Below are 25,907 nucleotides of genomic sequence, written 5' to 3'. Positions count from 1 at the left end.
GGGAAAAGCAATGAAGCCCGTGCAACCGGACCTCTCAGGGAGCTTGGGGTGGCTGCTAACAGTAGCGCTGGCATCGCTAATTTCGACACTAGTATGTCTGGGGTCGTCCGCCGCGGAATGACTATCCCGCCGTTTTTCTCGTTATACGCTCATTTTTTGACACAAAACTGCCTTGCTCCTTCCGTATCGCCAAATGCGATGCGTATCCAAATCTATATTATCGCGCTCCTGCTGAGCGCCATTATGTGGTCGATCTCGTTCGACGCGGCGCGAGAGTCCTATCATGCTGCCCAGAGTGCGGGATTGATGCCCAATTTGCACATCAACAAGAAGCTGGATCGCATTCTGTAGACTGCGGGCCAGCGTTCACATCATTGGCATTGCGTGTTGGTCGCGGCGTATCGGCCGGCGGAGGCGTTTGCCATGGGTGCGGGGCGCTGTGCGGTCCTCAAATCCCGGAAAGCCGGAGAAAGTCAAATTTCGTAAAATTTGACCGATCCGCTTAAAAGCACTGCAAATCCTGGCGTGTAGAGTGGTCTCATGAAAGCGGCCGAGGCGTGGACAGACGCGTCGATCGTTTGGAACCGAACGGAGCGAAAGCCCGCCGATCCACAAATGGGGACTCGACATGCATAGAACACTTGCCGCCATCGCCTTGACTTTGACCGTCAGTGCCGCTGCCGGGCCGGCCTTCGCCGTCGGCCCCGCCAGCCTCGCACGCGACTTGATGTACACCTCCGCCATCGGCCACGCGCCCGAGGTTCCGCTGACGACGCGCGCCGGATTCGTACGGCCGGGTGTACCCTTCGTTCTGCGCAGTCCGGCGACGATCGAAGGCGAAGGTTACCAACTCAAAACCTATGCACAGAACCTGACGGTCGTCGTCGACTATATGGTTTCGAAGGCTTTAGAGGCGGTGCAGGCGGCTGCGCTTCTCCGTTAAGCGCGTCGCATCTTCCAGAGCGACCTAAGTCAGCCGTCGAGTTGCCCGCGCACATCGAGATACCATTCGACGAAAGCCTTGACGCCGACGTCCAAGGTCGTTGCCGGTTTGTAGCCCGTCAGCGCGACAAGCAGATCGGGGGCGGCGAAGGTGCGCGGCACATCGCCCTTCTGCATCGCCAGCATCTGGCGAATGGCAGGCTGGCCGAGTGCCTTTTCTACCGTCTCGACGAAATCCATCAGGCTGACCGGCTGGCCACCGCCGATATTGACGACGCGGAAGGGCGCCTGGCGCGAAAGCGTTTCAACCGCCGCGTCGTCGAGGCGATTTTCCTCGCCGGGCGCAATTGCCGACAATCTGACGATCGCTTCGACGAGATCATCGATATAGGTGAAATCACGGCTCATATTGCCTTCGCCGTAGATCTCGATCGGCTGGCCCTCGAGCATGTTCTTGGCGAATTTGAACAGTGCCATATCGGGCCGGCCCCATGGGCCGTAGACGGTGAAGAAGCGGAAGGCCGTCGTCGGAATCTTGTGAAGATGGGCATAGCTGTGCGCCATCAGCTCCATCGATTTTTTCGTCGCGGCGTAAATGGTCAGCGGCTCGTCGGCGCGATCGGTCTCGCGGAAGGGGACGGTCGCGTTGGCGCCATAGATCGATGATGTCGAGGCCAGCATCAGATGGCGGACTTCGACCCGCCGGGCGATTTCCATGATGTTCCACGAGCCTTCGACGTTCGAATGTAGATATGCTTCGGGATTTTCCAGGCTGTAGCGGACGCCGGCCTGTGCGGCGAGGTGGATCAGGATGTCGGGCTTGGCCGCGAGGACAGCCGCCTCTAGCGCCGGCCGGTCCTCGAGCATCGCGATGACCGGTTTGAAGGCCGGGAACTGGGAGAGGGCCGCATGGCGCATCTCCTTGAGCTTGACGTTGTAATAGGGAGTGAGGCCGTCGAAGCCCGTTACCTCATGCCCCTCCTGCAGCAGGCGCCTGGCCAGATGAAAACCGATGAAACCGGCCGTCCCTGTAATGAAGTAGCGCATTCCCACCTTTTCTTGGCCCCCTGCCGACGGCAAAGAGCCGATTCCGTATCACGTGACCCCCCTTACAAGATAAAAAGAGGCCGAGTCGATAGGTCTTTGAGGGAGAAGACTGCGGCGCCCATGCGGGTTTCACGGGCGTCGGCGCGGCCTACTTGGCGGATGCCATCGATACTGCTCATCTGCCGGGATGAGCGTCCGATTGTCATACTGCGTTGCAACATGCCGGCCTGCATGTTATGCCCGCCCAGTCGTCGGCAAGCGGAATCAGGATCGATGCGAGATATAATCTATTGGATTCTCTGCGCATTTCTGACCCTTGCCATTGCCATCGTGTCGCTGCGCTATGTCACGAACTTCTGGCTGTTGTCCTTTGTCTACAGCTTTCAGATTCATCTCGGGGTCATCTTTGTTGCCGCCGGTCTCGTCATTCTGGCAGTCAAGAGGCAGATTTACGGCCTGGTTCTTCTGCTCGCCTCGCTTTTTCTCACCGCTCACGGTTTCGTCATGCTGCGCGAATTTGCACAGGATGACCAGCGGCCGGGTGCCGCGCCGCTTTTCCGTCTGATGTCGTTCAACATCGCCATCGACAATTGGAAAAACTCGACGGCCCTTGCCGACATGGTGATCGCTTCGAACGCCGATGTCGTCAATTTGCTGGAAGCCAAGCCGCTGACATTTCATCTGCAGCGATTGTTCAAGGCCTATCCCTACCATATCGGCTGCGACAACGGCAAAGATAGCTGTGATACGCTGGTCCTGTCCAAACGGCCGTTCGTGATGCGGCAGGTCGCAAGTATTGGCAGTCTCAGGAAAGACAGGTTGGTCGTTTCAAGCGTCGACTTCGGCGGCCAAGCCATCAATCTCGTGTCGGCGCATCTGTCGAAACCCTATTACGACGACTACCAGATGGGCGAACTGGATGACCTCGGCAAGGCGCTCGGTTGGATTTCCGGCCCTCTGGTGCTGTCCGGCGACTTCAATTCGTCGGCCATCGCGCCCAGCATCCAGGGTCTTCTCCGCGAACAGAAACTGAAGACGCTTGCACCTGAACCGGCAACATGGCCGATCGCAGCAGGTGCCTTCGGGATCGCCATCGACCACATATTCGCGCGGGCGCCGCTTCGCCTGATCTCGCTCAAACGTCTCGACGACAATCTCGGCTCGAACCATTCCGGTCTGATCGCCGAATTCGCTCTCGACCAGGAAACGTCACCGGTGAGGTGACGCATGCGGCAAGTCAGAATCGCGTTCGGCCGCCTTTCCGGTCGATCATCTGGAAGGTCTTGCCATCGGTTTTCACGCTGACGCAATCCTTCGACTTATTGGGAAACAGAACGCAGACCTGGCCGTTTTCTATCTTGTAGCCATTCTCGTTGCCCTCGCGATATTCGTAGCCGTTGCTGCTTTCTTTTAGCTCCGCCGTGCCGGGCAGGTGCTGGCGAATTTCGGCCTCGCTTGCAACGCGCATATTCGCTGTCTGGGCGGACGCCATGGCCGGCAACATGAGTGACAGAAATCCTGCGAGGGCGGGCAGTATACGCATCAGGGGATATCTCCGGTCATGTCTGTCGGCGCCCTCATTCTACGAGAATCCCGAGAGGAAATTCAACAGCAATGCTGATCGGGACGGAACCGGCGGCGAGTTGTCTTGAGCCCGCCGGCCGTTCCGAAGCCTGCCTCACGTTCTTCCGAACTCGTCGACGATGCGGATGATGTCATCCTCGCCGAGATAGGAGCCCGTCTGTACCTCGATGAGTTCGAGGAGGATTTTGCCGGGATTGGCGAGACGATGGACTTCGCCGAGCGGAATGTAGACGCTTTCGTTCTCGCGCAGCATGCGCACATTCTCACCAACCGTCACTTCGGCCGTTCCTTTGACGACGACCCAGTGTTCGGAGCGGTGGTGGTGTTTTTGCAGCGAAAGCTTCTTGCCGGGCGTGACGAAGATGCGCTTCACCTGAAAGCGGTCGCCGTTGAAGATGGAGGTATAGCCGCCCCAGGGGCGGTAGGACGTCGGATGCGTTTCGGTGAACTTCGCTGTCGCCGAAGAGGAAGCCAGCATCTTGACCAATTGTCCGACATTCTGGCTGTCCTTGAGCCGTCCGACATAGACGGCGTCCTCGCTGGCGATGACGGCGACATCCTCCATGCCCTGGACGGCAAGATGCACGCCATGGGTCATGACCAGTGAATTGCGGGTATTGACCACAGTCGTATTCGCCGCCGCGACATTGCCGTTATCGTCGCGTTTTCCCGATTTCCACACGGCATCCCAGCTGCCCATATCGGACCACCGGAACGGCGAGGGAACGACGGCGGCCTTCGAGGTCTTTTCCATGATCGCATAATCGATCGATATGTCAGGGCTCTTGGCGAAATGGTCGGCATCGAGTCGGGTGAAGTCGAGGTCGCGGCTTGCCTTGGAAACAGCCTTGCTTGCGGCTTTGAGCACCTCCGGTGCATATTCCTGAAGTTCGGCAAGAAGTTCCGTTACCGGGAACATGAAGATCCCCGAATTCCAGTAAAAGCCGCCGTCGGCGAGCATCCGCTGGGCTTCTTCCAGCGCCGGTTTCTCGACGAAGCGGCTCACCTTGTGAGCGCCGTTCTCCAGCGCGTCGCCGATCTCGATATAGCCGTAACCCGTCGCCGGTTCGGTCGGGTTGATCCCGAAGGTGACAAGCCTGCCGTCGGCAGCCGCCTCGCGGGCGATGCGGATACAGTCGAAATAGCTCTTATCGGCAAGAATCTCGTGATCGGAAGCGAGCATCTGGATGATGGCATTCTTGCCGAAAAGGTCGGCGGCCAGCGTTGCTGCGGCCGCGACCGCCGCGGCAGTATTGCGGGCAACCGGTTCGAGCAGGACGGCGGCGAGCGGACGGGCGAGCTCGCGTGCCTGCTCGGCGACCAGAAAGCGGAAGTCTTCATTTGTGACGATGATCGGGGCTTCATAGAGCTCGGGATCGGAAACGCGTTCGAGCGTATCCTGAAACAGCGTCTTGTCGCCTACGAACTGGATGAATTGTTTCGGCGCGGTGGCGCGGGAAAGCGGCCAGAGGCGCGTGCCTTTGCCGCCGGCCATGATCACGGGAACGATTTTCTGCGTCATAGGCGGGTTCCTTGAAATAAACGGCTTATTCGTTGCATGTTAGCGGGCGGCTGCCCAGCCTCTTATCCTGTCGAGGCCGCTGTGCAGCAGGTCGAGGGCCGCGGATTCACTCCCTGCCTCCACGTAGCAGCGCATTTCGGGAGCATTGCCGGACGGGCGGAAGTGGATGATCCGGCCATCCCTCAATGTCACCCGAAGCCCATCGATGTCGGATTTTGTCGCTACCGCGCCGATCGGCTGCAGGAAAGAGGCAAGATTTTCATCCGAGGCGCGCAGATGTTCCATCAAAGCCGCGCTCGTCTCGACGGGGAAATTCTCCAGACGATCGGCGGCGGCGAACGGCAGCTTGTAAGAGGCGGCAACGGCAGAAAGCGGCTGCCTGCGAGCGGCCGCGAGCGACAGGATTGCGAGCATGGGAATAAAACAGTCACGCGTCGGCAGCGGGCGCAGTTTCCGGCCATTGACGTCGAACGTGGTTGCGGTCAGCAAGCCGCCATTGGCTTCAAAGCCCATGACGTTATCCTCGCCGGCTGCCACCGCCTCTTCCATGCCTGATATGACGAAGGGCGAGCCGACACGCGTGCGCCTGACGGTGAAAGTGCCGGCGGCCTCGATGCCGGAATTGGAGGTCACGGGTGTCACCACAGTGCGGGCTCGCAAGAAGTTGGCTGCGACAAGGCCGAGAAGGTCGCCGCGCAGGGGCGTGCCGGTTTCGTCCGCGACCAGGGGGCGGTCGCCGTCGCCGTCGGTCGAAACGATTGCATCGAATTTATGCTCGGAGACCCAGCGCCTCATCAGCGCGATCGTCTCGTCGGAAACGGCTTCGGTGTCGACCGGTATGAAACTCTCCGAACGCCCGAGGGCGGTGATCTCGGCACCGTAGTGGGCGAGAACTTCGATCAGCAGGTCGCGAGCCACCGTACTGTGCTGGTAGACGCCGATCTTCAGCCCGGATAGCGCACCTTGCGGAAGCAGGGCCGTATTGCGTTCGAAAAACAGCTGCCGGCAGATCGCCTCATGATCTTCCATCTTGGCCGGCGCCTCGACCAGTGCTTTGCCGCTTCGTTCGATCTCGGCTGCCTGTGCGGTGATCGCGGCCTCGTCCGATTTGTCGATCTCGCCGTCCGGGCGATAGAATTTGATGCCGTTGCGGTCCGCTGGGATATGCGAGCCCGTGACCATCAGGCAGGCGGCCTTGCTTTCGAGGCCATAAAGCGCGAGGGCCGGCGTCGGCACATTGCCGCAGTCGAACACACGGAATCCGAGTGCCGTCAGCGCACCGGCACAATTCGCCGAGATTTCAGGGCTCGAATCGCGAAAGTCACGTCCGATTAGAATGATGTCGCCGGCCCGTGCCTTGCCGGTCTCCAGCAGATATTTGCCGAACGCGGTAGCGTAGAGGGCGGATGCCCGTCCCTTGAGATCGACTGAAAGTCCGCGAAGGCCGCTCGTGCCGAATTTCATTTTGAAGACAAGCTCCGATTGTCACGATCAAAGTTCTACTCAGCCCACCAGCCGGCGTAAATACCGAAGCAGGCTTATAGTTAAACACGGACGATGGAGTCACCAATAAGGTTTGCGCCCACTCGCCAGGTTTCGAAGGGGCCGCGAGGCCGACAGGCATTGCGGCTTCAGCCTATTTTGTTAGAACCGTATGTCCGTCGTTTTGTCCCATGTCGAAGGTTTGCTGATGAGCGATACATCCGTCAGTCTCGAGGAGAGCTGGAAGTCTGTCCTCGAGGGGGAGTTCTCAAGCCCGTACATGCAGCAGCTCAAATCTTTTTTGGTCGCGCAGAAGCAGGTCGGAAAACGGATATTTCCCAAAGGCAGCGAATATTTCCGAGCGCTTGATCTGACACCGATCGCCAACGTTAAGGCCGTCATCCTCGGTCAGGATCCCTATCACGGGCTAGGGCAGGCGCATGGATTATGTTTCAGTGTCCGGCCCGGTGTGCGCATACCGCCCTCGCTCGTCAATATCTACAAGGAGATGGAGACGGATCTCGGTATAGCGCCAGCGCGTCACGGTTTTCTCGAGCATTGGGCGCGGCAGGGCGTGCTCCTGCTGAACAGCGTACTGACGGTCGAGGAAGGGCAGGCGGCTGCCCATCAGGGCAAGGGTTGGGAGCGATTCACCGACGCCGTCATCGGCAAGGTCAACGACGAATGCGAAGCCGTCGTCTTCATGCTCTGGGGTTCTTATGCCCAGCGCAAGGCTGCCTTTGTTGATACCGCGCGGCATATGGTGCTCAAAGCGCCGCATCCGTCGCCGCTTTCAGCCCATAATGGCTTTTTCGGCTGCAAGCATTTTTCCAAGGCGAATGCCTTCCTGAAGTCGCGCGGGCGCGCGCCGATCGAGTGGCAGCTGCCGGTCGATCCTCATGGTTCTTAAAGTGAACGCGCATGGATCGGCGTTCACAAAAAGGAGACAATGCGTTTTGGTCTGCAGGTCTATTCCGGAGGCCTGACCGAGCGCATTTATGATCCATCGAAAGCCCGCAAGCGGCGGGCAAGAAAGGGGTCTCACATGCTCGATCAGATCAAGGGTCTGCACCACGTCACGTCGATGGCGGAGGACGCCCGCACCAACAATCGGTTCTTTACCCATGCGCTCGGCCTTCGCCGCGTCAAGAAGACGGTGAATTTCGACGCCCCCGATGTCTATCATCTCTATTATGGTGACGAGACCGGTGCGCCAGGCACGATCATGACATATTTCCCGTTTCCGAAGATGGCGCAGGGGCGGCCCGGCACCGGTGAGGTCGGTACGACGGTGTTTTCCGTTCCGCAAGGTTCGCTCGGCTTCTGGAGCGATCGCTTTGCCGCGCTCGGCGTCGGCGGCCTGAAGGCTGAGGAGAGCTTCGGCGAAAAGCGTCTGAACTTCTCCGGCCCGGATGGCGACGGCTTCGCGCTCGTCGAGGTCAAGGACGATGGCCGACAGCCTTGGACGCATGGCGGCATCAGTGAGGATCATGCGATCCGCGGCTTCCACTCCGTCGCCATGCGGCTGAGGGATGAAGGCGCCACGGCCGAACTGCTGAGGTTCATGGGCTATGAGATCGCCGAGGAAAGGGACGGGGTCAAACGGCTGATCAAGCCTGACGGCAACGGCGCGCATCTGATCGACCTTGAGACCATGCCGAGCATTGCCCGGGCGCTTCCCGGCGCCGGCTCCGTCCACCATGTCGCTTTCGCAGTCGAAAACCGTGAAAAGCAGCTCGAAGTGCGCAAGGCGCTGATGGACACCGGCTATCAGGTGACCCCGGTGATCGACCGAGATTATTTCTGGGCGATCTATTTCCGTACGCCGGGTGGCGTTCTGTTCGAGGTCGCGACCAATGAACCCGGCTTCAACCGGGACGAGGATACGGCCCATCTCGGCGAGGCCCTGAAGCTGCCGCAGCAGCACGCCCATCTCCGCGCGCTGCTCGAGCAGCACCTGCAGCCGCTCGAGGCGTAAGGAGAGGCGATATGACCGAAACTGGATATGTGCACCGGCTGCATGCCGGCGCACCCGGCAAACCGCTTCTGATCGTGTTGCACGGCACCGGCGGCGACGAAAACCAGCTCTTTGATTTCGGCCGACAGCTGCTGCCGGAAGCAACGGTTCTTGCTCCTCGCGGCGACGTTTCCGAACATGGTGCTGCGCGGTTCTTCCGGCGCAGCGGTGAGGGGGTCTACGACATGGCCGACCTTTCACGGGCGACGGAGAAGATGGCCGCCTATGTCAAGGCAGCCGCTGACGAGTACCAGGCTTCCCGTATTGTTGGCCTGGGCTTTTCGAACGGCGCCAATATTCTTGCCAATGTGCTGATCGAGAAGGGTATCTTCGACCTGGCGGTGTTGATGCACCCGCTCATTCCGTTTCAACCGGAAGCTCGCTCGACGCTTGCGGGAAGAAAGGTGCTGGTGACGGCCGGACGGCGGGATCCGATCGCTCCGATGGCCGTGACCGAAGCATTGTCGCAGTACTTGAAAGGCCGCGGCGCCGAGGTCGGCACAGTCTGGCATCCCGGTGGCCATGAGATCGCGCCGCTCGAAATCGATGCAATTCGCGATTTCTTCATCAGTTATTGATCGATTGCGCCGCCAACGGCGACAGCCGAATTGCGGGGCCGGCGAAAACCGGTCCCGCATCTCGGCTCAAACGACGATCTGGCATCGACAATAGGCATGCCACCAAAAGTGCTCTAACTCTTTAATTGAGGCCGACCGGGACAAATATCATCCTGTTCTAGGGACGAGGAGGATATTTGCCCCTGATTGCCTTCATATAAAAATTCCCCGGTGACTCCGCCATCGTCAAGCCGACGACGACACCTTTGGGAACCCCTTCATATTCTCTCCTCTGACCGTTGGTCAGATAGACCCGTAGATGCCGGCTGTCTTCGTCGTAAGTAATCGCCTCGATAAGTTTCGAATCAACCGCAGTTTCCACTTTGCACCCCGCAGTTTTGGATCTGAGATTCTGGATCAACAATGTCATTCGCGCTCGCAACGCGCCATCTTTATGCGGTGTCGCAAGGTCGTCAAGAGTGATCTGCTTTAACGTTCATTTTTTCCTGGCACCTCTCGTTTTAGTTGATTGATGCAGCTTTTTCGAAGGCCCCGCCTGTGGAAAATTAACAGTCTCCGGTTCTTCCAAGTGAAGAAATATTGGGTAATGCAGCTAAATTTTGAAGAATCTGGTAAAGAAACACAGGATTAATCAACCGTTAACCAGCCTAAATAAGGGACTTGGAAATATTAATCGAAACATCTTCTCTATTATGGATCATACGACGTGCTTTGTTCGTGGCAGCCGTTTTGCTATGCCCGTCGAGCGGCGTGAGGAACCCTGACCACGTGCCGTCGACAACCGATCGGCAGGCGAGATTCCTCGCATTCTCGTCGGTCATCACGATGCGAAAATCGTTCAAGCGCTTGGCGCCCGGATGGCGACCGCGCAGGAGACGCTTGCGCTTTCCACCGGGCGCGACGAGGATGGACGATGGTCATTGCCCGATGTGCCGGACGCGCAGCCGCGACCAGCCAGGCGAGCCTGGCGCAGGCGGTTCAGCAAAAGGGCGATGGGTCCGTCGTTTTGAATGTGGCAATAGGTTCCAGCTACAATGTCGACGGGGCCGCGTTCAGGCCAACTTCTTATGATCACTAAACTTCGTGCCGTTGCGGCAATGGGTGAGAAATGGATCAGATCCGACAGCCCGCCACACGGCCGGGTTTCACAAATGGGTTACATGTTTAACTATCTCGTCCCGTGGCGACAACAGATACCGATATTGACTGGCAGCCATAAAAAGCGCGCTCGGCTGACATATGCCGAAGGCGATTTCGCCGCGGTCTATGCAATGAGCGATGTCCACGGATGTTATAGCGAACTCGTCGAGGCGCATCGCCGCATCGAAGCGGATGCCGAACGCATTCCGGGGCCGAAACTCATTCTCCTGCTCGGCGATTATGTCGATCGCGGGCCGGATTCGAGCGCAGTGCTGGAATTCCTGAGCAAGCCGCCGCCGCCGGGATTTCAGCGTATCGCCCTGTGCGGCAATCACGATTCGGAGCTGGTGAAGCTCTATCGCAAGCCGACGCGCCTTCTGGAATGGCTTGGTTTTGCCGGGACGGAGACGCTGAATTCATATGGCATCGACATCGAGCATTTGCTGCAATCGGCGGCTGGAAACGAAATGATCGCCCGCGTCATCCACAACATGATACCGGAGCGGCATATCCAATTCCTGGAGTCGCTGCCGATCTTGCTGCAGATGGGAAGGGTCGTCTTTGTCCATGCGGGCGTCAGACCCGGCGTCGATCTCAAGAAACAAAAGGACAGCGACCTTATGTGGATCCGGCAGCCCTTTCTCGACGAAGGGCCGCAGCTTCCTGTGCTGGTGATCCACGGACACACTCCGGCGCGAATCCCGACATTCGGTCCGCAACGCATCGGAATCGACACCGCGGTTTCGGCGACGGGCCGCCTGACAGTGCTGACGATCAAAGGGACGCGCGTCGGAATCCTGTAGAAGAGGAGGGCGAGGTGTCGTCCGATAATCGGCGGTGTCCGACGATGCGCTTTGCTGGTTTACACCCATGTCATTGTCCCGGAGCCGCTGCAGACTTCCGCACGCCATGCATAAAAAACGCCGCGGACTTTATGTTCCGCGGCGTCAGGATGTTGGATCTCTGCAGACCTTATCAGGAGTTGGTCGTTTCCTGGAAGAGATTGGTGCCGATGCCGGTATAGGTGAAACCGTGTTTGTGGATCTCGTCGCTGCGGTAGATATTGCGCAGGTCGACCAGGACCGGAGCCCGCATCGACTGCTTCAGGCGATTGAAATCGAGCGCACGGAATTGGTTCCATTCGGTGACGATGACCAGCGCGTCCGCGCCAGCGGCTGCTTCATAGGGGCCGCTCGCATACTCGATGTTCTCGATGACCTTGCGGGCGTTATCCATGCCTTCGGGATCGTAGCCGACCACCTGGGCTCCATTGTCCTGCAGGGTCTGGATGATGGCGATTGCCGGGCTGTCGCGCATGTCGTCGGTGTTCGGCTTGAAGGTCAGGCCGAGAATCGCGATCTTCTTGCCGCGAATGTCGCCGCCGACCGCCGAAATCACCTTGCGTCCCATCGCCCGCTTGCGGTTGTCGTTGATCGAGATCGTCGTCTCGATGAGACGGACCGGCGCGTCGAAATCCTGCGCGGTCTTGGCCAGAGCCAGCGTGTCCTTGGGGAAGCACGAGCCGCCGTAACCCGGACCGGCGTGCAGGAACTTGGCGCCGATACGGCCGTCGAGACCGATGCCGCGCGAAACGTCCTGGACATTTGCATCAACCCGCTCGCAGAGATCGGCGATCTCGTTGATGAAGGTAATCTTCATCGCGAGGAAGGCGTTGGCAGCATATTTGATCAGTTCGGAGGTGCGGCGGGAGGTGAAGACCAGCGGCGCCTGATTGAGATAAAGCGGACGATAGACTTCGGTCATGGCTTCGCGGGCCCGGTCGTCGTTCAGGCCGACGACGATGCGGTCGGGGCGCTTGAAATCTTCGATCGCCGCGCCCTCGCGGAGGAACTCGGGATTGGAAACGACAGCGACATCGGCTGTTGGATTGGTTTCGCGGATTATGCGCTCGACCTCATCCCCGGTGCCAACCGGCACCGTCGACTTGGTGACGACGACGGTGAAGCCTTCCACATAGGTGGCGATCTCGCGTGCAGCCGCATAGACGTAGGAGAGATCGGCATGGCCGTCGCCCCGGCGGGAGGGCGTGCCGACCGCGATGAACACGACGTCGGCGCCACGAACGCTTTCGCCGACATCCGTCGAAAAGGACAGGCGGCCGGTGCTGGTGTTTTCGGCGACCAGTTGATCGAGACCTGGCTCGTAAATCGGAATGCGGCCTTCGCGAAGGGCCTCGATCTTACTCAGATCCTTGTCGACGCAGATGACGTCGTGGCCGAAATCCGCAAAGCAAACGCCTGAAACGAGGCCGACATAGCCTGATCCAATCATCGTGATGCGCATATTTCCCTCAAATCATTAGAGTAGAACGTCATGCTGCGTCGCAGCATGGGCCCCGTCATACTGAATCTGGCCGAAAAGACAACATCGAAGATCGCCTGGTGGCCCAAATCGGAATTCCAACTCAGGGCGCTGCGACCCGCGCCGGCTGCCCTGTCGACAGCAAAAACATAGGTTTGTGTGGAAGATATGACAAGTCGAGCCGCGCATCGGAGCGGCTCGACTTCAACCCGGAACGGGTGGATTTTATTATTTAGATGTAGGCATTGCGGCGGCTCAGGCACTTCACAGCCTTGCCGGACTTGCTCCAGCCGCGCCCGTTTTTACAGGCGATACCAGACGTAGGGGTCGGTATCCGATTGGATTTTGTCCCAGCGCAAATCGGTATCGCGCCAGTTCTTGATGCTGCTTTTCCTGTTGTCGAGCACCAGGTCGCCCTTGTCGGTTCTGACGACAAGAACGGCGTGCCCTTCGCCGGAGGGCGTGTACGCCGTCGCAATCCGCAAAGCGCGCGACGACCAGCCCATTGCCATCAGCCGGCTGCGCTTGGTCAGCGCAAAATCCTCACAGTCGCCGCTGCGGACATTCACCTTCCAGACATCACCGTTAAGTTCGTTGCGGGGATCGTTCCTGCCGATCATCGTACGGTTGACGGAGTTGTTCACATCCTTCAACTGCAGCATATCCTTGTCGGTCAGCGCGAGGACCGACAAACCATTGTTGTCGCGGCATTCGGCAGGGTTCTGGGCGCAGAACAGCACCTGGGCGAAAGGCGGGATGATCGTTCCTTTTTCAGAGATAAAGCTCACTGCCGAAGTGCTGGTCAGGCCGCGAGCGAAACCTGCGGGGCCGGCGGCAAATGCAGAGCAGGCATTCGCTGCTGTAAAAGCCAGCGCCAGAAGTGTAACGAACGTCTTCTTCATCTCTTAATCCCCTTTCAGGGCAACCGATTGAGATCAGGCTTGCCTTTTTTCTCAGTCAATGGCATGGCGGATTAGTGATCTGCCAAGTATTGGGCACAGAACGTCTGTCCCGTTTCTGCTGCTTGACGGAGCATAATCGGGGCTGGTCGCGATTGGCTTAAGCCTTTCGCGACAATTTTAAACGATGTGGAATTCTGTTGCACTTTAACACGCAAGCGTTTGATATGCAACTTATGTTAGTACGAGTATATTAACCGTAATGGTTGTATCTCTCTCGTTGCGCTGCTGGTGAGCGAACCAAATGTTATCCAAACTCATCAACGCGCAGGTCTTACGGGAGACGATCCTCTTTGCCTTCATTGGCCTGGTAATATTGACGCTCATTCCGTTCGGAAGCGTCACGCCGTTTCCTTTCGCCTTCGCGGCGATCGGGATGTTTGCCCTGGCCATTATTGCGGGACTGCTGTTTGGAGAGCCGAGGCAGGCCGGATGGGTGTTCAGCATCGCGCTGTTTCTGCTGGTCGTGCTGACGGGGTGGACGTTCGTCCAGACAATCGAACTGCCAGCCAATTGGCTGGCAAACCCTGCCTGGAGCGCCGCGCGTGACTTGGCGGGCGTTCAATACGCGGCGATCTCCGTTGAGCCGGCCGACACGCTCGCCTCGATTCTCTGGGTGGCTCTGCCTTTCGTGACCTTCCTGACCGGACTGGTGTTGTGCGACACCGATCAACGGGCGCGGAGAGTTCTGGCCAGCCTGGGGCTCACGGCGGGCGCTATCGCGGTCTTCAGTCTTATGCAATTTTCGATGTTTCCCAACGTCCTGATTGTCATCGAAAAACACGCCTACCTCGACAGCCTGACGGCCGTGTTCGTCAACCGCAATACCGCCGCGACTTTTCTCGGGCTAGGGACGCTGCTCATGCTGACCCTGGTCAGGGACCTTGCCCGTTCCTATTTGAACCATCCGCCCGGCGAGCCCGGCCGAAACGTTCTTCTCTTGAGAGTGTGGATCTACATTCTGCTCTTGTGCGCATGTTTCACCGCGTTGATGCTGAGCCGATCACGCGCTGGGATATTCGCGACCTGTGTTGCCGCTCTCATCTACTTTCCCTGGCTCGTCATCTCCTGGAACAACTCCAGGCGCCATATGAGACCGACGCCAAGATGGCGGTCGATAGTGAAGCTTCTTTCGGCGATGACCTTCGTCCTCCTGTTGCTGAGCATGTTTGCCGGCCAGGCGATTTTGCGCGCGCAACAACGGCGTCTTGAGGATGACGATCGCTTTTGCATCCTGCCGGGCATCTGGCGTGCCATTTCGGATCACTGGCTGACGGGAACGGGTCTTGGCACTTTCCGCACCGTGTTTTCAGCCTATCGCGATCCGGCCTGCGGCATTTTCGGGATCTTCGATCGCGCCCATAATTTCTACCTGGAAGGATTTCTAGGCCTCGGGATTTTATTTCCGATCGCGGCGATCATTGCCTTCGCGGTGCTTGCCAGGGTGTTCTGGCGGGGGATCGCTCAACGGCGCCGCTTGAGACATTATGTTCTTCTTGGACTGGCGGCGACGGTTTTGGTCGCCCTTCATGCCGCGGTGGATTTTTCGCTGCAGATTCCAGGCTTTGCGGTATTTTTCGCCGCTTTCCTCAGTGCCGTTGTCACCATCAGCCTTGGACGTAACGGCGGCGAAGCGGAACGGCAATATGTGCGGCCGGCCAGCGGTCGATGATTGAACAGATGGTTTCGTGAAGGTTTTTCGAAAATGCCGATTGTGGGGTAACGCGCTGTTGACTCTGAAACGCAAGAGATTTTATAGCGGGGGCAGCCTTCAGGGCGTTGCCGGCAAAAGAGAAGCCGGATTGCAGCGTATTCGCTTGGTGAAGGGCTTGGCGTTGCCAGCCTGCCACAGTTAGAGAAATGTTAATCCGCCTACAGTGATTATTGGTCAGGGATTGTCTTGTATTTTGTAAGATTGCGAGGCAGTAGCTTCAGGGGCGTCAACACAGGTTATTCTATGGGTTGTTTTCCTATCGGTAGTACACGCGTCGCCATTGTTGTAGCGCTAACGACTATATTGGCAAGCTGCACGTCGTTGCCAAGATCCGGTCCCGATCACAAAGATGTTGATCGAGGCGCGGCAGTGAAGGTCACAACGAAGGAGCGTCGCGTCGGTATCGACTACGCCTTGGTTGATCTCAGCAAGAACGTCCTGCCATATTTCTCCTCTCCGCAGCCGACCTCCTTCAAGGGATTTGGCGGTGGTCGCGGCGGGGCGCCTGAAATTCCGCTTGGTTATGGCGACGTCGTCCAGGTTGCTATCTTCGAAGCTCAGTCCGGCGGGTTGTTCATTCCGTCGGATGCCGGCAGCCGACCCGGCAATTACATCTCTCTGCCGGAGCAGACCATCGATAGAAACGGAACGATCACGATCCCCTATGCTGGTCGCGTTCCGGCCGCAGGTCGCCTCAAGGAGACCGTGGAGCAGGACGTCGAAGATCGGCTGGCCAGCCGCGCGATCGAGCCGCAGGTGGTTATCACGACAACGACCAGCCGCTCCAGTCAGGTGGCCGTGCTCGGTGACGTTAACAGTCCTCAGCGCGTCACGATCAGCCCGGCCGGTGAGCGCGTTCTCGATGTCATTTCCGCTGCAGGCGGTTTGACGACCAACAATATCGAAACGAATGTGACGCTGCAGCGCCGCGGCAAGACAGCAACCGTCGCTTACAACACGCTGTTGAAAAACCCGGCGGAGAATATCTATGTCGCGCCGGATGATACGATCTCGGTCGATCATGAGCGCCGTACCTATCTTGCGCTCGGCGCCGCCGGCGTCAGCGGCCGCTTCGATTTCGAGGAGTCAGACCTCACCCTTGGAGAGGCTATCGCCAAGGCGGGTGGCCTGCGCGACGACCGCGCGGATCCGGCTCAGATCCTGCTTTATCGCCTTGTCCCCAAGAAGACGGTTGCCGCGATGCATGTCGATACGACCAGGTTTGCGGGCGATACGGTTCCGGTGATCGTTCGCGCCAATCTTCGCGATCCGGCGACCTTGTTTGCTGTTCAGCAATTCAAGATGGAAGACAAGGACGTTATCTATATCTCCAATTCGGACTCTGTTGAATTGGTCAAGTTCCTTGACATCGTAAACTCGGTATCGTCCACTGTCGCCGGCGTGTCGGATGACGTGAACGATACTCGCAACGCAGTGCGCAATCTCGGACGTTGATTGAAATGGGCGGGCCGGCGTCGATCGTTAGTGATCGAGGCTGGCGGCCTATCGGCTAGCGGATTTGATGAAGGAAATTGTGGGTATGGCAAGGTCAGCTGTTTATCGTCGGCTTGCTTATAGCGGAATTATCGTCGCGGCTTTTGCCGGCATGACTTCAAGCGCTCTTGCGGCTGCTTGCCTGGGGCCGGCAAATCTGACGCCGGTCGACATCAGCGGATTTACGGCCAATCCCGCCGTGCTGCTCGACATGTCCGATCCATTGGTTTTGTCATCGCGTGTACGCGCATTGGTCGGAAGCAGCGACGACGCCCTGTCGCCGGTGATCGAGCAGGCCAAGAAGGCCAATGCCGCCCAGATGGCGGCGATCGGCGCCGGCCTTGGACGGGCGGCCAACAGCTGCCAGGTCTCGGACCCGCAATTCAAGCTCGCGATCGAAAAAGCGGTCGCCGAGGCGGCCACTGCCGATCCTAACCTTGCGCCGCTGCTGGCAGCCTTTGCGAAGGTTCTCGCTGAAGGCGGTACAGCGGCACTCGGCCCGGGCGCAAGCGCGGCTGCGGCAGCATCGGGTATCGGCAATGACGGATCGATCGGCCGCACCGGTCCCGGGGCGGATGACGGTACGCCGTTTGAGGGCAGCGCCACAACTGCCGGCACGCTGCAGGTTTCGACTGCGGGGGACGGCGATAGTTCGTCGACCTCAACGACGACACTGATCAGCACGGGCGGGGCAGGGCAGTCGTCAACCGACCCGACGCAATCGACGAGTCAGAGTGTGCCCGTCACACAATAGCTGGATTTGCCTGTAGATCTTAGCGCTTGACGCCTTTGTTGGAGATCGAAATTGCTGTCGCCAGATAAACTTACGCCGCGTATCGACCCCTCCCGCGATACGGGAAACGAAGCTGATTTCATCGATTTCGACAAGCTCATTGCCATTGCTCGCCGGCAGTGGCGGATCGTTGCGGCTTGTGCTTTCGCCTTTGCAATTCTCGGCATCGTCTATGTTCTCACGTCCGTTCCGGTTTACACGGCCGACACGAGCGTGCTGATCGACCGCAGCGACAATCAGGTCATCAATCAGCTCGCCGCGTTCGGCCAGCTGGACGACGACGAAGGCACCGTTCTCAGCCAGGTCGAGCTGTTGAAGTCGGACACGATCGCCTACGCGGTCGTCGACAAGCTGAAATTGGTCGATGACCCGGTATTCAACGCACCGAAGAACTCGCTTTTTTCTGTCGCGACGCTGAAATCCCTGATGAATTTTCGTTCCTGGTTTGCCGATGACGCGGCTGTCGCGCCCGACCCGCAAGCGAAACGGAGAGCGGCCGCAGAAACGGTCGCGGGCAATATCGATGTCGAACGCGTGGGCAAATCCTACGTTCTCGATGTCAGCTACACCTCGCAATCGCCGGACCTAGCGCGTGAAATCGCAGCCGCGATCGCCGACGTTTACATGGTCGACAAGCTCAATTCCAAATATGAGGCGACACGCCGGGCCGGCGAGTGGCTGCAGGAGCGTATCGAAGAGCTTCGGCAACAGGCGCTGGACACCGACCTCGCGGTGCAGAAATTCCGCAGCGAGCATGGGCTTGTCGAGTCAGGATCCGGCACGCTGCTCAGCGAACAGCAGCTCTCCGAGCTCAACAGCCAGTTGATCACCGCCCAGGCCGCGACGGCCCAGGCCGAGGCGAAATACGCCCGCATCAAGTCGATCATCCAGGCCAAGCAGACCGATGCGATCGTGACCGACGTGCTCGACAGCTCGATTTCGAACGATCTTCGCAAGAAATATCTGGAAGCGTCGAAGCTGGAGGCCGAGATCGAGGCACGGCTGGGTCCGGACCACGTCCAGGCCGTCCGGCTGCGCGCCGAAATGGCCGAATATGAACGGCTGATGTTCGACGAACTCAATCGTATCGCCGAGAGCTACCAGAGCGAGCTGCAGGTTGCGCAATCGCGCGAGAAATCGCTGCGCGACAGCGTTGACCAGGCAACGGGGGTGGCCGCAACGGCGGGCGAGACGCAGGTTCAGCTTCGTGAGCTCGAGCGGACGCGCGATACCTATAAGAATCTCTATCAGAACTTCCTGACGCGATATCAGGAGGCAATCCAGCAGCAGAGCTTCCCAATTACCGCCGCACGTATCATCACAATCGCGGAGACGCCGACGAAGCCGAGCGCGCCGAAGAGAAGCCTCGTTGTCGCTTTTGCCATGTTCCTGGGATGTGCATTCGGTAGCGGCATCGGCGCTTTCCGCGAATTCCGCGATCGCTTCTTCCGCACCGGTGACGATGTCAAGGACATGCTCGACGTCGAGTCTCTCGGTGTCATGCCGCTGATCGAGAACAACGTCGAGGATCCGACCCTCGTCGATCCGGGCAATCCGCGCAGCATCGCCAGGGGCGGCAAGACGACGACCTATGTCGAGGAGCATCCGCTTTCGGCATTCGCCGAGACGCTTCGAAGCGCGAAGATCGCCATCGATATCAGCGCGGCCGATCAGCGCTGCAAGGTCATCGGCGTCGTGTCGAGCCTGCCGGGCGAGGGCAAGTCGACGACAGCCATCAACTTTGCCAAGCTCTTGGCAATGCAGGGCGCGCGTTGCCTGCTGATCGACGGCGATATGCGAAATCCCGGAGCGACCCGGGCGATCGGCCGCCATGCCGAAGCCGGTTTGCTTGAAGCAATCGTCGACAACCGCCCGCTCAAGGATCTTATTCTTCTCGATCCCAAAACGAAGCTTGCATTCCTGCCAACGGTGGCGCGATATCGCGTTCCGCACTCTTCGGAGTTGCTGGCCTCGCGTGGCATGGATCAGCTGCTTGAAATGGCGCGCCAGAGCTTCGATTACATTATCGTCGACTTGCCGCCGCTCGCTCCTGTCGTCGACGCGCGCGCCATTAACCCGAAGCTCGATGCCGTCGTATTCGTGATCGAGTGGGGCAAAACCTCGCGCAAGGTGGTTCAATCGACCCTGTTGTCCGAGCCGGATCTCTACACCAAATGCGTCGGCGCGATATTGACCAAGGTCGATCCGTCGCAGATGAAGCTCTACCGGACATTCGGCTCCAGCGAATATTACTATAAGCGTTATTCGCGATACTATACCGAGTGATGCTCGCGGGTCGGCTTCTTTCACCTGCAAGGATCGTTTTCCTTATCGTCACCGCGGTCTTCGCGGTGCTGGCCGGCCGAGAACTGTATGCTTCGATCAGAACCGCCAGCATCTCGATCGTTGCCGAAAGGATCGAGCGCGGCGACACCGTCACGGATGACATCGCGGCCAGATATGCGGCGCGCGCCATCGCCGTGGTTGACGGACATTATTGCCGATCGGACATTGTCGCCGCCGGGGTCACGCTGGTTCTGGCGCAGCTCGATCGGCAGAATGTCAATATCAACTACGACGCCTGGGTTGCCGCGGCCTCGAATGCCCGCCGCTACCTCCAATATGCGCTCTCCTGCATGCCGACCAACAGCAATTTCTGGCTTCGTCTCGCCGCCGTTCAGTCGACAATTGCCGAAGAGCCGCTTGCGATTGCAGAAATGATGAAACGTTCGGTCGCTCTCGCGCCCTATGATGAGTCGATCGTTTTGACCCGGTTTTATTTCTGGAACGATTTCACCGATGCAACACTTTCGGCGGCCAGCAGCGCCGTTGACGGCGATCTGACGACGATGTTGAAACTCGGCGACCGCTGCAGGGTCAATGCCACCATGAAAGCCATCAGCCCGCAGCTCCGTCCGGTCTTCGATCGGATCTGGGCAAGTGTCGGGGAAGGGGCGACGGCGCGGTTTCGGCAGCGCTGCAGCCGGTGATTACGGCTGCAAAGCTTCGGCAATCAAAGTCGGCGCCTTGAAGCGGTCTGTGGCCCATGACTGAAGAAGCTGGGTGACACGGTATCAGCTTTCGTCGCCATCGAGGCGACAACGCCCGCTGCTTGTGCCGCGGGCGTTGTTTCTTGATGGTTGTCGATGATCAGACTTCGACGCCGCCGGAAACGACGTCGGTGCCGGTAATGTTGAGCGTCAGAATTCCGGCGTCCGTGTGGCCTTGGCCATCGGAGATCTTGTAGTACTGGACGGTTTCGGTGACGTGATCGCCGGGCGCAATATCCTGCGTCAGCTCATAGGTGAACTCGCCATTCGCCTTGACGTGGAACGTGCCATAGGTGCCGAGAATATCGGTAATGGCGCCGCTATTGCCGTTGACGTTCGTGCCGTCGAACTGGCGGAGGAAAAGCTGACCATTGTCGCCCGGAATGTCGTTGGCCAGCGCGTTGCCGCTGATCAGATCGCCTTCGCTGAAGCTATAATGGTCGTCGACCGCAACCGGCTTGACCTGGGTTACGCCCTGAATGTTGAGGGTGAACAGGCCCATATCGGTGTGGCCGGCGCCGTCTGAGATCTTGTAGGAAACCTTCTCCTGAAGCAGTTCGCCGTTGGCGAAGCCGATCTTGGCGGCATCGCTCAGCACATAGGTGTAGCTGCCGTCGGCCTTGACGTAGAAGGTGCCGTAATCACCCTGGATGGTGGTGACCTGGCCTGGCTGTTTGGCGCCGACGCTCTGTTGGTCGAAGGCGCGCAGAAAAAGGTTGCCGTCAGATGTGTCGTTGCTGAGCAGGTTACCCGAAATAACATCGGTTTCCAGAAATGTTGCAGTATCGTCGGTTGCGTGAATAGCCATGTGCCTCTCTCCTTGAAATTGATCTCCGCCGGTCATCTTTGACTTCAGCGGGCGGCCCGATTAAGTATATCTTAATACAGGGAGTCAAGCGCATGGTTAACAACAAATTGACCTTCATAGGTGTATTTTATCAATAATGACACACTTATAATGCGCATAACGCCATGAAAGACCTAGATAATGTTGCTTTAACAATAAGTGATTGTCTCGAATTGTCATATTGTGATGGCTCTTTCTTCTCGCTGAAATAATATTTATTCATAATGAAAGATAATTAAAATGGCTGATGCTGTATTCTGTCGTGTAGCTAGCGTGTAATCACTTTGGATTATGAATTGTTTCTGCAAGTTGCGGCGGAGATTCCTGGAGGCAACGCCTATGATATTACCATCATACAGGGATTTTCCGTGAGCGTTGTCCTCGCGCGGCGTAGGTCAGCCGAAATCCTGCTTGCTCGGGATCGTAGCTTGGCAACTGCATCCGGCCCAGTAAGCCGGCTCGCCGCCGTGAGGCTGCAACCTTGTCGCGATGAAGTATAATTAGTACACCAAGCTGTTTATATTGATGGCGCAAGAATTATTGCCAGATATCACGCATTTTAGTGTTTCATTTTAGCAGCCGGAGAGAGGACGGCGGTTAGAAGATTTTCCATTACCTTGGGAGATCGCAGCATGACCGTCTATTACGTGAATTCACTAACAGGATCCGACAGTAACAACGGAACCGGTGAGAGTTCAGCCCTCGCGACTTTGGCTGCTGTTGAAGCCCTGAGGTTAAACCCGGGCGATAGCGTGCTGCTTGCCGCCGGAAGCGTGTTTAACGAACAGTTCGACCTGAAATATTCCGGCAGCGTCAGCGCTCCGATCACCATCGGCAGCTATGGCATTGGTGAGGCGCCGGTCATTCGCAGCAGCAATGACGGGATCCACGGCTCCAAGGCGTCGAATATCATCATCGAGAACATCAAGATCGCCGATACCGGCGCCAACGCGATCTATGCCGGCAATGTCTCGAACTGGACCGTGCGCAATGTCGAAGTGTCGAATACCGGCCTTTCCGGAAAGCCGGGGTCGGTCAGCTTCCAGAGCAGCCAGAACATCACCATCGAGAACAGCACATTGACCGGCGTGCATTCCGACGGAATTTGGATGGACAAGGTCAAGGGCGTGACCCTCGTCAACAATACGGTCACTAACAGCCAGGGCAGCGCTGCCGACGCCATCCAGCTCAACGACAGCAGCAATATCCTGGTCAAGGACAACCATCTGGAGCAGACCGAAACCAACAGCGCCAAGGGTGTGCTGGTGCTGATCCGGGCGCAGAACGCCGTGGTCGAGGGCAATACGCTGGTGGGCGGCGGCTTCGGGCTAAGTGCGCAGGCGGGCACGAACATCGCCATCCACGACAATGACATCTCGGGATATGGCGGCTACAGCTGGTCCTACGGCATCGGCCTCGGCGATCAGGGCAACGCGATAAACTACGATATCAGCGGCAATTATCTGCACGGGGGCGTTTACGGCGTGCTGATCAGTGCGATCGGTAATCCCGCCTATATCCGCGAGAATATCGTCATCCATGACAATGTTTTCGACGATCTGTCGTCGTCGGCGCTGAAGGTCGACAAGCCGGCATCGGGCTCCTTCTACGACAATATCATCGACAGCGCCGTGCAGACGCTGACGATGCCCGCCACAATCGCCGCCCAGAACACGTTCACCATCGGCGAAAGCAAGACGCTCGAGCAAGCGCAGGCCGAAATCGACAGCGCCGCCGGCAGCACGACCGGCGATACGCAGGTCAGCTCTCCTGCGCCTGTCACGGAACCGCTGGTCGCCACCCCGCCAGCCGCCATCCAAAAGATTGTCGCCGTCCATGACAGCCTGAAGATCACGGAAGATACCGGCAGCGCCTTTCACGGCAACCTGCTTGAGAACGACCGTGCGAGCAACGGCACGATACTGCTTCGCCGGTTCGGCGACAGCGCGGTCGACAAGCACGGGCTGACGCTGACCGGGAAATACGGCGTCATTCACGTGGAGAAGGATGGCGATTACAGTTACACGGTCGATGCCGCCAAACTCGCCGGCCTCAGCGGCAAGGTCAGCGAATCCTTCCTATACAAGATCTCCGATGGCGCCTCCCATATTGACGCCGACAGCTTGAGCGTCTCCATCAATGTCGACACATTCCACAGCAGCCAGAGCTCGCACTTGCTTTCCTGAGGTTGAGGCGGCCCCGGCATGTCCCGCCGAGGCCGCTCGATTGCCGTCCAAGTTGGGGCGGGTTCCGTCTGCCGGACCGATGAGAGCGGCAAAATGTTCCGCCATGGCCAGATAAATCGAACTATAGATTGCATTTATAGTTAACATGGTAGTAGATACCGAAGCTAACGCGCCACGCTTTCGCCGCTTTGGACCCTTATTGGGCGACTTGCGCTTTTCACTTGCTTGCGACGGCATGTTTATCGTACCGTTAAAGTTAGGGCCTCTGAAATTGTTCGTGATAAATTTGTATTTTCGGTCACGTTTCGGTGGGATTCATGTAGTAGTGTAGGAGCGTGCCAACGGGTTCGGCGAGGGTGCCGGGTCCGAGGGCAGCCATGTCAATGATCGGGCCTGAGGGGCCTGCAACTGCAGTGCGGACCGGCGTATTCGCTGCGTCCGCGTGCGGCAGGAGAGGATTGCTTCGTGTTTCAGAGTTCAACAGCTGACGTCAATGAACCGTCCAAAGCCTTGCGGAAATGCAAAAGCGGGCTGATCTTCATTGGCATAGCCAGCGCGCTTATCAATATCCTCTACCTTACAAGTTCATTTTTTATGCTTGAGGTGTATGACAGGGTTATTCCCAGCAAAAGCATACCGACGCTCGCCGCGCTGGCGATTCTTGCGTTAACGCTTTACGCCTTTCAGGGAGCCTTTGAGGTTCTCAGGAGCAGAATGCTCGTTCGTGTTGCCGGTGCGCTCGACGAGATGATGAACGGGCGGGTGTTTCGGGCGCTCATCAAGGCGCCGCTGAAGGTCAAGATCGGCGGCGACGGGCTGCAGCCCCTTCGCGATTTCGATCAGATCAGAACCTTCCTGTCCGGCATGGGTCCGACGGCGATGTTCGATCTGCCCTGGCTTCCCTTCTATATCGTCATCTGTTTCCTGTTCCATCCGGCGATCGGATATATCGCCATCGGCGGATCGCTGGTGCTCGCCATCCTGACTTTCCTGACCAACCAGGGTACGCGTACACTCTCTAAGCAGCAGTCGGAAGCCGCCAATATGCGCAACGCTTTTGCGCAGAGCTCGATCCGCAACTCCGAGGTCATCCACGCCATGGGCATGGCAGGTACCATGGCCGAGATCTGGGATCGCAGGAACGGCGAGTACCGGCAAATCACCCGGCAGGCATCGGATGTCGGGAACGGATATGCGACGCTTTCGAAGATTTTCCGTATCGCTCTGCAATCGGGAACGCTGGCGACCGGCGCCATCCTCGTCATTCAGGGGCAGGCCTCTTCGGGCATCATCATCGCCGGCTCGATCCTGACATCTCGGGCTCTGGCGCCTGTGGAAGCGGCGATCGGAAATTGGCGCGGTTTCGTGTCCGCCCAGCAGAGCTGGGGCCGGCTGTCGAATTTGCTGAAGACAATTCCGGAGATCCCGGCTCCGCTGACGCTTGCGGCGCCTTCCAAGCAGGTCACGGTCGAGGGTGTGGCCAGCGGACCGCCGTCCGGCCAGCGGCTGGTCATTTCCGATGTCAGCTTCGGTCTGCGCGCAGGCAGCGCGCTCGGCGTCATCGGCTACAGCGCCTCGGGCAAGTCGTCGCTGGCGCGGGCGATGATGGGCATCTGGCCGACGGTGAGGGGCTCCATTCGCCTGGATGGCGCGGCACTCGACCAGTGGGACGGCGACGCCCTTGGCCGCCATATCGGTTACCTCCCGCAGGACGTGGAGCTTTTCTCCGGCACCGTCGCGCAGAATATCTGCCGCTTCGCCAAGGAGATGTCGCCGGAGGCCGTGGTTGCGGCGGCGAGGGCTGCGCGCGTTCATGATCTCATCCTGCGTCTGCCGAACGGTTACGAGACCGAAATCGGCGAGGGCGGTGCGGCGCTTTCGGCCGGTCAGAGACAGCGTATCGCCCTTGCGAGAGCGCTTTACGGCGAGCCGTTCCTGGTCGTGCTCGACGAGCCGAATTCCAATCTCGATGAGGAAGGCGAGCGGGCGCTGAGCGCTGCGATCATGAGCGTGCGGGCACGCGGCGGCATCGTCGTCGTCATCGCGCATCGCTCCGGCGTTCTCGCCGTATGCGACTTCGTGCTGATGATGCAGGAGGGCAGAATGATCGCATTCGGCCCCAAGGAAGAAGTTCTGGCGCGGGTCAGCCGGCCTGAGGCGACGCGCACTTCGATTTCGGAACGCGTGGCTCAGCTCAAGGTCGTGGTCGAAGGTAATGCGGCCGAATAGG

General features: G+C 58.5%; 21 protein-coding genes. 13 read left to right on the top strand and 8 right to left on the bottom strand.

The genetic code is table 11. The features are described 5' to 3' along the window. Positions 1-628: 628 nt before the first annotated feature. A complete protein-coding gene (locus tag N2597_RS15385) occupies positions 629-943 on the top strand; it encodes a hypothetical protein (RefSeq protein WP_183598397.1) in 315 nt (104 codons plus the stop codon). Positions 944-972: 29 nt separating this feature from the next. Here N2597_RS15385 and N2597_RS15380 read toward each other — a convergent pair whose 3' ends face one another. Beyond that, positions 973-1,989, bottom strand: coding sequence for an NAD-dependent epimerase (locus N2597_RS15380; protein WP_183598395.1), 1,017 nt, complete (start codon positions 1,987-1,989; stop codon positions 973-975). A gap of 273 nt (positions 1,990-2,262) precedes the next feature. On the opposite strand from N2597_RS15380, the gene N2597_RS15375 reads away from it, so the two are divergent. Then, entirely contained in the window at positions 2,263-3,213 is a 951-nt protein-coding gene (locus N2597_RS15375; RefSeq protein WP_183598393.1) for an endonuclease/exonuclease/phosphatase family protein, read from the top strand. Between the two features lie 13 nt (positions 3,214-3,226). Here the strand turns inward: N2597_RS15375 and N2597_RS15370 are convergent, their stop codons facing one another. The 3 genes from N2597_RS15370 to N2597_RS15360 all read right to left on the bottom strand — a co-directional run bounded on the left by N2597_RS15370 (position 3,227) and on the right by N2597_RS15360 (position 6,559). Then, positions 3,227-3,532: a hypothetical protein gene (locus tag N2597_RS15370; RefSeq protein ID WP_010059782.1), complete on the bottom strand. Its 306-nt coding sequence runs from the start codon at positions 3,530-3,532 to the stop codon at positions 3,227-3,229. A gap of 135 nt (positions 3,533-3,667) precedes the next feature. Further along, positions 3,668-5,095 (bottom strand): mannose-1-phosphate guanylyltransferase/mannose-6-phosphate isomerase, encoded by a 1,428-nt coding sequence (locus N2597_RS15365; RefSeq protein ID WP_010059780.1) that lies wholly within the window; start codon positions 5,093-5,095, stop codon positions 3,668-3,670. Positions 5,096-5,134: 39 nt separating this feature from the next. Further along, the gene (locus tag N2597_RS15360) at positions 5,135-6,559 is read right to left on the bottom strand and encodes a phosphomannomutase (protein WP_086156342.1); all 1,425 of its coding nucleotides are present in this window, start codon (positions 6,557-6,559) and stop codon (positions 5,135-5,137) included. Between the two features lie 226 nt (positions 6,560-6,785). On the opposite strand from N2597_RS15360, the gene ung reads away from it, so the two are divergent. The 3 genes from ung (at position 6,786) to N2597_RS15345 (ending at position 9,172) form a co-directional block, all read left to right on the top strand. Continuing rightward, on the top strand, positions 6,786-7,487 hold the full coding sequence (gene ung / locus N2597_RS15355) for a uracil-DNA glycosylase (protein WP_183598391.1): 702 nt from the start codon (positions 6,786-6,788) through the stop codon (positions 7,485-7,487). A gap of 135 nt (positions 7,488-7,622) precedes the next feature. Then, positions 7,623-8,555, top strand: coding sequence for a VOC family protein (locus N2597_RS15350; RefSeq protein ID WP_183598510.1), 933 nt, complete (start codon positions 7,623-7,625; stop codon positions 8,553-8,555). Between the two features lie 11 nt (positions 8,556-8,566). Continuing rightward, positions 8,567-9,172 (top strand): alpha/beta hydrolase, encoded by a 606-nt coding sequence (locus tag N2597_RS15345; protein WP_009991865.1) that lies wholly within the window; start codon positions 8,567-8,569, stop codon positions 9,170-9,172. Positions 9,173-9,329: 157 nt separating this feature from the next. Here the strand turns inward: N2597_RS15345 and N2597_RS15340 are convergent, their stop codons facing one another. Further along, positions 9,330-9,581, bottom strand: coding sequence for a KTSC domain-containing protein (locus N2597_RS15340; protein ID WP_077989904.1), 252 nt, complete (start codon positions 9,579-9,581; stop codon positions 9,330-9,332). A gap of 742 nt (positions 9,582-10,323) precedes the next feature. Here N2597_RS15340 and N2597_RS15335 point away from each other — a divergent pair. Then, positions 10,324-11,115, top strand: coding sequence for a metallophosphoesterase (locus tag N2597_RS15335; RefSeq protein ID WP_077989905.1), 792 nt, complete (start codon positions 10,324-10,326; stop codon positions 11,113-11,115). Between the two features lie 172 nt (positions 11,116-11,287). Here the strand turns inward: N2597_RS15335 and N2597_RS15330 are convergent, their stop codons facing one another. Beyond that, entirely contained in the window at positions 11,288-12,616 is a 1,329-nt protein-coding gene (locus N2597_RS15330; protein WP_039621541.1) for a UDP-glucose dehydrogenase family protein, read from the bottom strand. A 320-nt stretch (positions 12,617-12,936) separates the two neighbouring features. Further along, positions 12,937-13,536: a transglutaminase-like cysteine peptidase gene (locus N2597_RS15325; RefSeq protein WP_009982573.1), complete on the bottom strand. Its 600-nt coding sequence runs from the start codon at positions 13,534-13,536 to the stop codon at positions 12,937-12,939. A 301-nt stretch (positions 13,537-13,837) separates the two neighbouring features. Here N2597_RS15325 and N2597_RS15320 point away from each other — a divergent pair, with 301 nt between their 5' ends. The 5 genes from N2597_RS15320 to N2597_RS15300 all read left to right on the top strand — a co-directional run bounded on the left by N2597_RS15320 (position 13,838) and on the right by N2597_RS15300 (position 20,584). Beyond that, a complete protein-coding gene (locus tag N2597_RS15320) occupies positions 13,838-15,265 on the top strand; it encodes an O-antigen ligase family protein (protein ID WP_077989906.1) in 1,428 nt (475 codons plus the stop codon). 285 nt (positions 15,266-15,550) lie between these two features. After that, positions 15,551-16,762 (top strand): polysaccharide biosynthesis/export family protein, encoded by a 1,212-nt coding sequence (locus N2597_RS15315; protein WP_038690743.1) that lies wholly within the window; start codon positions 15,551-15,553, stop codon positions 16,760-16,762. 85 nt (positions 16,763-16,847) lie between these two features. After that, positions 16,848-17,555: a sugar transporter gene (locus N2597_RS15310; RefSeq protein ID WP_096762242.1), complete on the top strand. Its 708-nt coding sequence runs from the start codon at positions 16,848-16,850 to the stop codon at positions 17,553-17,555. Between the two features lie 51 nt (positions 17,556-17,606). Next, positions 17,607-19,880, top strand: a complete 2,274-nt coding sequence (locus N2597_RS15305) for a succinoglycan biosynthesis protein ExoP (RefSeq protein WP_077989908.1) — start codon at positions 17,607-17,609, stop codon at positions 19,878-19,880. After that, positions 19,880-20,584 carry a hypothetical protein gene (locus tag N2597_RS15300; RefSeq protein ID WP_077989909.1) on the top strand — a complete coding sequence of 235 codons (705 nt, stop codon included), beginning with the start codon at positions 19,880-19,882 and terminating at the stop codon, positions 20,582-20,584. The genes N2597_RS15305 and N2597_RS15300 overlap by 1 nt, the downstream gene beginning before the upstream one ends. A gap of 160 nt (positions 20,585-20,744) precedes the next feature. Here the strand turns inward: N2597_RS15300 and rapA2 are convergent, their stop codons facing one another. Then, a complete protein-coding gene (rapA2, locus tag N2597_RS15295) occupies positions 20,745-21,452 on the bottom strand; it encodes a calcium-binding lectin RapA2 (RefSeq protein ID WP_077989910.1) in 708 nt (235 codons plus the stop codon). Positions 21,453-22,123: 671 nt separating this feature from the next. Here rapA2 and N2597_RS15290 point away from each other — a divergent pair. Continuing rightward, entirely contained in the window at positions 22,124-23,677 is a 1,554-nt protein-coding gene (locus tag N2597_RS15290; protein WP_183598389.1) for a right-handed parallel beta-helix repeat-containing protein, read from the top strand. Positions 23,678-24,142: 465 nt separating this feature from the next. Then, positions 24,143-25,906 (top strand): type I secretion system permease/ATPase, encoded by a 1,764-nt coding sequence (locus tag N2597_RS15285; protein WP_077989912.1) that lies wholly within the window; start codon positions 24,143-24,145, stop codon positions 25,904-25,906. The last annotated feature ends 1 nt before the right edge of the window (position 25,907 follow it).

Source organism: Rhizobium sophoriradicis (assembly GCF_025200795.1).
Lineage (GTDB): Bacteria > Pseudomonadota > Alphaproteobacteria > Rhizobiales > Rhizobiaceae > Rhizobium > Rhizobium sophoriradicis.
This window is presented reverse-complemented; position numbering and strand designations above follow the sequence as displayed.